Here is an 8,528-nt window from a genome sequence, read left to right on the forward strand (position 1 = left end):
CGAGCTGGCCCTCGCCACCCGCGCCACCAAGGACGCGGCCCTGCACGCGATGGCCGGGGCGCTGCTCGCCGCGTCGGAGGCGGTGCTGGCCGCGAACGCCGAGGACGTCGCGCGGGCCGAGGCCGCGGGCACGCCGGCAGGCGTCGTGGACCGGCTGCGGCTCACCGCCGAGCGGCTCGAGGCGATGGCGCAGGGCCTGCGCGACGTCGCCGGCCTGCCCGACCCCGTGGGCGAGGTGGTGCGGGGCTCCACCCTGGCCAACGGGCTGGAGCTGCGTCAGGTGCGGGTGCCCTTCGGGGTCGTCGGGATGATCTACGAGGCGCGCCCCAACGTGACCGCCGACGCAGCTGGGATCTGCCTGAAGTCCGGCAACGCGGTGCTGCTGCGCGGCTCCTCGAGCGCGCGCTCCTCCAACGCCGCGGTCGTGGAGGTGCTGCGAGACGCCGTGGCCACCACCGGTCTCCCCGCCGACGTGCTGCAGCTCGTCCCGGGCGAGAGCCACGACAGCGTCAAGGCGCTGATGCGGGCTCGCGGGCTCGTCGACGTGCTGGTGCCGCGCGGGGGAGCGGGCCTGATCCGCTCGGTGGTCGAGGAGTCCACGGTGCCGGTCATCGAGACGGGCGTGGGCAACTGCCACGTGTACGTCGACGCCGCCGCCGACCTCGACCAGGCGCTGGCGATCGTGCTGAACTCCAAGACCCACCGCACCAGCGTCTGCAACGCCGCCGAGTCGCTGCTCGTGCACGCCGACCTCGCGGAGTCGTTCGTGCCGCGCGTCGTCGAGGCGCTCACCGCGGCGGGCGTCACCGTGCACGGCGACGCCGGGTTCGCGACGTACGACGGGGTGGTGGAGGCGACCGACGACGACTGGGCCGCGGAGTACCTCTCCCTCGACATCTCCGCCCGCGTCGTCGACTCGGTCGACGCCGCGATCGAGCACATCCGGCGGTTCTCCAGCGGCCACACCGAGGCCATCGTGACGCGCGACCAGGCGGTCGCCCGCCGCTTCGTGGCCGCCGTCGACTCCGCCGCCGTGCTCGTCAACGCCTCCACCCGCTTCACCGACGGCGGCGAGTTCGGCTTCGGCGCCGAGATCGGCATCAGCACCCAGAAGCTGCACGCCCGGGGCCCGATGGGCCTGCCCGAGATGACGTCCACGAAATACGTCGTCACCGGCGACGGCCACGTGCGCTGAGCGCACCTTCTCGGTGGGCGGTCTCGACACACCTCGCTCGTTCCTCGCGAGGCACTCGACCGGCGATCGGGCGGTGGTCGGGCGAGCGATGCGGTTTCTCGTTGGTCGAGTAGCGAGCGCCAGCGAGCAACGCGGTTCTTCGTTGGTCGAGTAGCGAGCGCCAGCGAGCAACGCGGTTCTTCGTTGGTCGAGTAGCGAGCGCCAGCGAGCGTATCGAGACCCGGTCCGGCTCGCGGGGGTCTCGATACACCTCGCTCGTTCCTCGCGAGGCACTCGACCGGCGATCAGGCGGTGGTCGGGCGAGTGAGGCGGTTTCTCGTTGGTCGAGTAGCGAGCGCCAGCGAGCGTATCGAGACCCGGTCCGGCTCTCGGCGGTCTCGATACACCTCGCTCGTTCCTCGCGAGGCACTCGACCGGCGATCGGGCGGTGGTCGAGTAGCGAGCGCCAGCGAGCGTATCGAGACCCGGTTGGGCTCTGGGGGTCTCGATACACCTCGCTCGTTCCTCGCGAGGCACTCGACCACCGGGCTCACGCCCGGCGCGCGGCGAGGCACCCGACCAGCCGGTCGAGTGCCTCGCACGCGGATCGATCAGCGGGTGAAGGCCTGGAACTCCGCCGCCCGCACGTTGAGCGCCTGGGTGCTGGCGGTCGTGCAGTCGGTGGCGGCCCGGGGGTCGTCGTCCTGCTCGCCGGCGTAGTCAGGTGCACCGGTGCACTGGTTGGTGACCACCTGGAGCCACAGGTGCGTGGCCCTGGTGCGCCGGATGTCGAACGACCGGACGATCAGGTCGGGCGCCCGCGGCCGGGGAGCGGTGGCCGGGAAGGCGTCCTCCGGGCTGACGAACACCCGGGTGAACTCGTCCTGCTCGTCGCAGTCGACGCCGCGGGCCACCGAGCACGCCCACACCTCGAACTGCCGGAGTGCGGAGTAGCGGCTCTGCGGCGGGTCGGCGGGGTTGTTCGGGGTGGCGACCGGACGCAGGTGCGCGCTGACCTGCACGCGGCGCACGTCCTGCTTCCGGGTGCCGGCGAGGTCCACGACGACGTGCTGCTGGTCGACCGGGGCGTCGAGGGCGGCCCACTGGGTGCCCTCCTCGTCGTCGACCAGGCTGGTGAGCCCGGTGCCGGTGCCCTCGACCGCCGCGCCGTTGGTGGCCGACGCCAGGTTGGTGTCCATCCGCGGCGCGAGGCTCCTCGCCTGGCCGGCGGCCAGGGCCGTCAGCGGGACGCGGGCGTGGCCGTGACCGGGAGCCCGGGCAAGGAACTCGTAGTTGCCGGGCACCATCTCGACGGTGTTCGGCAGCGCGGTGGTCGGGTCGGTGTCGGCCACCGGCACCGCACGCGCCTGGTAGCGGCCGACGTAGAGCTGGGCGTCCTGAACGATCCTGCCGTCCTCGTCGCGCGGCGCGAACGTCACCCTCGACTCCGAGGCGTACGCCGAGCGGAAGCTCGGCACGGGGTCGACGTCGGCGTAGCCCGCGCTGGTGGCACCCTCTCCCAGCCCGCGACGGGCGAAGGAGTTCCACAAGATGTCCTGGTTGGCGCCGTTGAAGCGCAGCAGGTCGGCGGCGAGGAGGGCGTTGCGGGAGTCGACCTGGCTGACCTGGCTGTTGGCCATCAGGAGGAACGAGTCGAACACCAGCTGCATCCAGCGCCGGTTGCCCGGGCACCCGTTGACCGGCGTCTGCCCGTTGGCGCAGGACTTGTTGAGGGCCGCGTCGCCGGCGCCGTACCGGCTGATGAAGGCCTGCCGGATGTCGAAGTTGGTCGCGGTCCAGATCTCACCGTCGGCGTGGACCTGCGGTCCGGTGAGGTCGTAGCCGATGTCGCTGTAGTTCAGCGGGCTGCGGCTCATGTTGTAGTTGCGGATGCCGGCGACCGGGTCGCTGGTGGCGTACTCGCCGATGGTGAAGGCCTGGAGGCCCGGCGCCGCGTAGCCGTGCTCGTGGAGGTACTCCATGGCCACCTGGTCGCTCCAGCTCTCGCTCATGCCCTGCGGCGAGCTGAGGCCGCCGCTGGGACCGGCGATCATCCGGTTGGTGATGGCGTGGCCGTACTCGTGACCGATCACGCTCATGTCGTAGTCGCCGTCGACGCACGGTGCGTAGAACGACCCGGCGATGGGCTGCCACATGTACATGTTGGTGATGGGTGCGACGCCGTCGGGCGGGGTGATCTGGTTGGCGTTGTCCCGCGCGGCGAAGGTCGGCGGGCCGCCGGAGATGCCACCGGCCTGCGCGTTGCCCTGCTCGTAGTCGTTGCCCAGGCCGCCGGCCCTGCCGAGGTTGTCCTTCTGCATGTTCCACGTGCTCTCGACGAAGCCGAGGTGGTAGGACCAGTCGTGCATCCGGTTGTGCATCGCGAACAGGTTGGCCCGGGCGGCGTCGAGGTCGGCGCGCTCGGGGGAGGTGAAGGTCTCGGGGTTGCAGCGCTCCCGGTACCACTGGTTGGTCCAGGGGTAGGCGTAGTCACGCGTCGGCGACGGGGTGGCGGTCTCGGTGCCGACCGACTGGGCGTTGTTGCTGTTGCGGTTCTCCACCGCGATGGCGTTGTTGCCCAGCGTGGTGAACGTCGGCTGCCCGGTGGTGGGGTCGATGTCCCAGGCCAGGGGTGAGGCCGAGGTGCCGACCGCCTCGTCGCAGCCCGCCGAGGGCGCGTAGCACCAGGTGCGGCGGGTGTCGGTGGAGGAGTAGTCGGTCGGCGGGCTGTTCGGGAAGACCTCCCAGTCGGGGTTGTCGCTGTCGTGGTCGACGAGATCCTCGCGGACCAGCACCTCACCGGTGCGGGCGTCGACGTAGCTGGTGAACGCGGTGGCCTGGTCGGTCTCCGAGGCGAGCACCACCTGGAAGGCGGCCCGCGCGGCCTCGCCGGGCACGGGTACGGCGACCTCGCTGGTGCGGCGTACGACGGGCGCGTCGATGCCGGCGTCCCGGGCGGCCAGCCCCTCGGCCTCGGCGGCGGTCAGCGTCGCGGGGGCCGGAGCGGCGGCGTCGCGGGCGAGGGAGGAGCTGATGTAGAGCACCTTCCCGCCCCGGACGCCGACGGAGGCGATGCCGTCGATGCCGGCCTCGAGGTCACCGAACCGCTGGCGCAGGACGACCACGGAGGCGTCCTCGCCGAGGGGGCGGGTGGCCAGCGTCTCGAGCGACTCCGCGCCGCTGGCGGTGAGCCCGAGCAGGCCGCGCTCCCGGCTGAGGAAGGCCCGCGCCGCGGCCTCGGGGGAGGCCGGGAGGCCCTTGGCGAGGGGCACGTCGGTGGCCATCAGCACCGCGGGGGTGCCGAGCCTGTTCCAGCGGGCGGTGGCGTCGAGGTCGCCGACGGCCGACCTCTGCTTGGCCGTGGGGACGACCCGGCCGTCGCGGACGTCCTTGTCGCGCGAGGCCGAGCCCTCGCCCTGGAAGCCGTGGGCGTGCCCGTCCTGGGCCGTTGCTGGTGATGGGTTCGCGCCGACCGACGAGGCGGTGGAGGCGAAGGGGGTGAGGGTTGCTGCGAGGGAGAGCGTCACGATGGCGACGCCGACTCCTCCGCCCCGAGATGAGCGGTGCATCGACTGGTCCCTTCCGGCGACCGTGGTCGCCGTTCCGAGTGTGGGGTGCCCTGTCTACCCTCGCCGGCGTGCGGTGGGAAGACCTGAACGGGCCGATGTGGCGGTTGCTCGGTAGGGTGTGGCCATGTCCCTGAGCGCCTTCACCCTCGTCGCCGCCGCTGCCGAGCACGGCGAGCCCGCCCTCTCGCCGTACGCCGTGGGCGGCGTGACCCTGGCCATCCTGCTGGCCCTGCTCCTCGCCCTGCTGGCCTTCGGTGGCGGGCGCGAGCACTCCTGACGTGCCGATGACCCAGCGCAGGACCCGCCGGGTGGGGGTGATGGGCGGCACGTTCGACCCGATCCACCACGGCCACCTGGTGGCCGCCTCGGAGGTGCAGGCGTGGTTCGACCTCGACGAGGTCGTCTTCGTCCCGACCGGGGCACCTTGGCAGAAGTCCGACCGCTCGGTCTCGGCGCCCGAGCACCGCTACCTGATGACCGTCATCGCGACCGCGGCCAACCCGCGGTTCCGGGTGTCCCGGGTCGACATCGACCGGCAGGGCCCGACCTACACCGTCGACACGCTGCGCGACCTGGCCCGGCAGATGCCAGACGCGGAGCTCTACTTCATCACCGGTGCCGACGCGCTCGCCAACATCTTCACCTGGCACGACGCCGGCGAGGTCTTCGAGCTCGCCCGCTTCGTCGGCTGCACCCGCCCCGGCTACGAGATGGACGCCACGACCCTGGCCGCCATCCCGGCCGACCGGGTCACGATCGTGGAGATCCCCGCGCTGGCCATCTCGTCCTCCGACTGCCGCAAGCGCAAGGAGCGCGGTGAGCCGGTGTGGTACCTCGTCCCCGACGGCGTGGTCCAGTACATCGCCAAGCACGACCTCTATCCCGGACTCGACCCCGCCGCAGGAGACATCCCCGCATGAGCGCCACGGACCACGCCATCGAGCTCGTCGTCGCTGCCGCACGCGCGGCCTCCGACAAGCTCGCCCAGCAGATCATCGCCTTCGACGTCAGCGAGCAGCTGGCCATCACCGACGCCTTCGTGCTCGCCTCGGCCACCAACGAGCGCCAGGTGAAGTCGATCGTCGACGAGATCGAGGACAAGCTCCGCGAGATCGGCGCCAAGCCGATCCGCCGCGAGGGCCAGCGCGACGGGCGCTGGGTCCTCATCGACTACGGCGACGTGGTCGTGCACGTGCAGCACGAGGAGGAGCGGCAGTTCTACGCCCTCGAGCGGCTCTGGCGCGACTGCCCCAGCATCTCGTTGCCGCCTGACGTCGTCTCCCACCAGCGGTGAGCCGGCGGCTGGGTCGCGCGCCTCGACCGAGGCCGTCGCCCGACCCCCGATTCGCGCGCCGTCGGACCACCGGCTAGCATTCTCGGCGTTGCCCGGCGGGCGACGGTCCGGGGGTGTGGCGCAGCTGGTAGCGCATCTGCATGGCATGCAGAGGGTCAGGGGTTCGAGTCCCCTCACCTCCACCGGGACACCGCGAAGCCCCTCGTCTAGTGACGGGGGGCTTCTCGCATGTCCGCCCCTGTCCGGTCCAGGCAGCCTGCGGGGAGGCTGATCGTGACGGTCGTGCCGCGCGACTCCTCCGACGCCAGCGCGATGGTGCCGCCGTGCAGCTCCACGATCGTGCGGGACAGCGCGAGGCCCAGACCGGTGCCGGGCACCTCGGAGTGCGTGGAGAGCGAGGACCGGAAGAAGCGGGTGAAGGCCAGGTGCTGCTCGTCGGCGGGGATCCCGATCCCGGTGTCGGACACCACGACGGCCACGCCGCCGGGCTCGGGCGCCACCGCGACGGCGACCCGGCCGCCGCGAGGGGTGAACTTCACGGCGTTGCCGATGACGTTGATCAGCACCCGGGTGAGCTGGCACCCGTCGCCGCGGATCGGTCCCAGGCCGGCAGAGACGTTCACGACGAGCCCGACGCCGCGCGCCATCGCGCCGGCGCGCAGGTCGTCGGCGCAGTGCGTGACCACCCGGCCCACGTCGACCGCGGTCAGCTCCAGGGCGGCCTCGCCCGCGTCGTACGCCGACAGCGTGAGGAGGTCCTCGACCAGCTGGCGCAGGCGGTCGGCGTTGCGGCTGATGACCTCGACGGCATGGGCGACCTGGCTCGGCAGCGGCCCGAACTCGCCGTCGCGGACCAGCTCCAGGTAGCCGTTGATGCTGGCCAGGGGGGTCCGCAGCTCGTGGGAGACGTTGGAGACGAAGGCGTCGCGGGCCCGGTCGAGCTCCTCGAGCCGGCGCAGCTGCTGGTGCTGGTCGTGGGTGTGCACCCGCACCAGGTCCAGCCGGAGCTCGCGGGCCACGCCCTCGCAGATGGCGAGGTCCCGCTCGGTCCAGGAGCGGGGGTCGCGAGACATCAGCACCACCGCACCTCCGAGGTGCTCCCCGGCCCACATCGGCACCATGGCGAGCGCGGACATGTCCAGGGTGCGACCGACCGGACGCAGGTCGACCGACGACCAGGTCGGGTCGCCGACGTCGGGCACCACCACGTTCCTCGTGGTCGCCGACGGCCGGTCGGCCAGCAGGCTGTGCACCACCCCGGCCTGCTCGATCGAGGTCAGCGGACGCGCGGCGGTGCCGGTCTTCGACACCCAGTCGCTGAAGGCGGGCGCCGGGTCGGCGACGTACACCAGGCAGCGGTCGGCGGCGAGAGCGGTGCCGATCCGCTCGGCGACCCGCTCACGCAGCGTGTCCGCGCGCAGCTCCTGCCGCAGCTCGCGGGCGATCTCCTGCACGACCGTGGTGCGGTCGGCGCTCTCCAGCAGCCGCTGCTGCACCGCCCGCAGCTGCTCGATGGTCGAGAAGAGGTCGCTGGTGACCTGCTCGCCGATGCGCTCGGCCTCGACGCGGCGGGTCCTCTCGCGGTCGAGCCGGCGCTCGAGGAGGGCGACGTCGGGGTCGGGCGGCGGCCCGCTGTCGGAGGAGTCCATGGATGCGTGGTCAGGCTGCGACGAAGTCGGCGTCGATGACGCAGTGGTCGGCGCCGTCGCGGACGCACCGGGTCTGGCTGAGCTCGGCCCGCTCGCCGAAGTAGGCCGACGCCCCGGCGATCATGCCCTCCGCGAGTGCGCAGAGCCGCCGCTCGGAGCGGTAGTGGACCACGAGCCCGCCGGGCTCGCGCTGCTCGAACCAGAACTCCGGGGGGTTGCCGTGGGCACGCACCTTGCGCACCTCGGGGTGGATCACGGCGTTGAGGGTGAGCAGGAACGGCCGGGTCGAGGTGAACGGCTCGAAGTAGTGGGGGTAGCGGTCGGCGAGGCCCAGCAGGGCCGACGCGCCGAGTCGGCGGGTGAGGTCGTCAGGGTCGATGCCGAGCCGCTCGGACCCCGCGTGGATCACCCGGACCAGCTGGGAGCTGGGGTAGCAGCCCAGTGCCGTCCAGGCGCCCTCGACGCCCGCCGAGGTCAGGACCTCGTCCCAGGCGGCCGCGCCGTGGTCGGCCGTGACCGCGTCCTCGACCATGTTGAAGATGATGCCCCTCATGGCAGTTCCGTCCCCCGTGACACCGTCTCGCCGGTCGCGCTCTCCCAGCGTCAAGACTAGGCGGCGGCGCGCTCCCGCGAGGGCGAATCGCGCATCCGCCGGGACGCCCCGCCACGGCCGGCGGCCGGGGATCGCCACCAACGATGCGGCCCCGCCGGCTGCGCCGATCAGCTGATCGTCAGCCCGCCGTCGACCGGGAGCGTCTGGCCCGTGATGTAGCCGGCGGCGTCCGAGGCCAGGAACACCACCGTGGCCGCCAGCTCGGCCGGGTCGCCCGTGCGGCGGGCAG

8 protein-coding genes and 1 tRNA gene are annotated in these 8,528 nt (G+C 72.5%); 5 read left to right on the top strand and 4 right to left on the bottom strand.

Annotated features, from left to right (window positions below):
• Positions 1-4 precede the first annotated feature (4 nt).
• On the top strand, positions 5-1,195 hold the full coding sequence (locus tag QZX64_RS06270) for a glutamate-5-semialdehyde dehydrogenase (RefSeq protein WP_295657749.1): 1,191 nt from the start codon (positions 5-7) through the stop codon (positions 1,193-1,195).
• A gap of 590 nt (positions 1,196-1,785) precedes the next feature.
• Here the strand turns inward: QZX64_RS06270 and QZX64_RS06275 are convergent.
• Positions 1,786-4,701, bottom strand: a complete 2,916-nt coding sequence (locus QZX64_RS06275; RefSeq protein ID WP_295657744.1) for a M36 family metallopeptidase — start codon at positions 4,699-4,701, stop codon at positions 1,786-1,788.
• Between the two features lie 166 nt (positions 4,702-4,867).
• Here QZX64_RS06275 and QZX64_RS06280 point away from each other — a divergent pair, with 166 nt between their 5' ends.
• From QZX64_RS06280 to QZX64_RS06295, 4 genes are all read left to right on the top strand, one after another.
• Positions 4,868-5,020 (top strand): hypothetical protein, encoded by a 153-nt coding sequence (locus tag QZX64_RS06280; protein WP_295657745.1) that lies wholly within the window; start codon positions 4,868-4,870, stop codon positions 5,018-5,020.
• A 7-nt stretch (positions 5,021-5,027) separates the two neighbouring features.
• The gene (gene nadD, locus QZX64_RS06285; protein WP_295657750.1) at positions 5,028-5,663 is read left to right on the top strand and encodes a nicotinate-nucleotide adenylyltransferase; all 636 of its coding nucleotides are present in this window, start codon (positions 5,028-5,030) and stop codon (positions 5,661-5,663) included.
• Positions 5,660-6,037, top strand: coding sequence for a ribosome silencing factor (rsfS, locus tag QZX64_RS06290; protein WP_295657746.1), 378 nt, complete (start codon positions 5,660-5,662; stop codon positions 6,035-6,037). The genes nadD and rsfS overlap by 4 nt, the downstream gene beginning before the upstream one ends.
• Before the next feature lie 109 nt (positions 6,038-6,146).
• Positions 6,147-6,219: transfer RNA gene (locus QZX64_RS06295), tRNA-Ala, on the top strand.
• A gap of 24 nt (positions 6,220-6,243) precedes the next feature.
• Here QZX64_RS06295 and QZX64_RS06300 read toward each other — a convergent pair.
• The 3 genes from QZX64_RS06300 to QZX64_RS06310 all read right to left on the bottom strand — a co-directional run.
• On the bottom strand, positions 6,244-7,686 hold the full coding sequence (locus QZX64_RS06300; RefSeq protein WP_295657747.1) for an ATP-binding protein: 1,443 nt from the start codon (positions 7,684-7,686) through the stop codon (positions 6,244-6,246).
• Between the two features lie 10 nt (positions 7,687-7,696).
• The gene (locus QZX64_RS06305) at positions 7,697-8,239 is read right to left on the bottom strand and encodes a heme NO-binding domain-containing protein (protein WP_295657748.1); all 543 of its coding nucleotides are present in this window, start codon (positions 8,237-8,239) and stop codon (positions 7,697-7,699) included.
• 167 nt (positions 8,240-8,406) lie between these two features.
• Positions 8,407-8,528 (bottom strand): SDR family oxidoreductase (locus tag QZX64_RS06310; RefSeq protein ID WP_295657751.1); only part of this gene is annotated, 122 nt, incomplete at its 5' end.

Source organism: uncultured Nocardioides sp. (assembly GCF_902805925.1).
Classification (GTDB): Bacteria; Actinomycetota; Actinomycetes; order Propionibacteriales; family Nocardioidaceae; genus Nocardioides.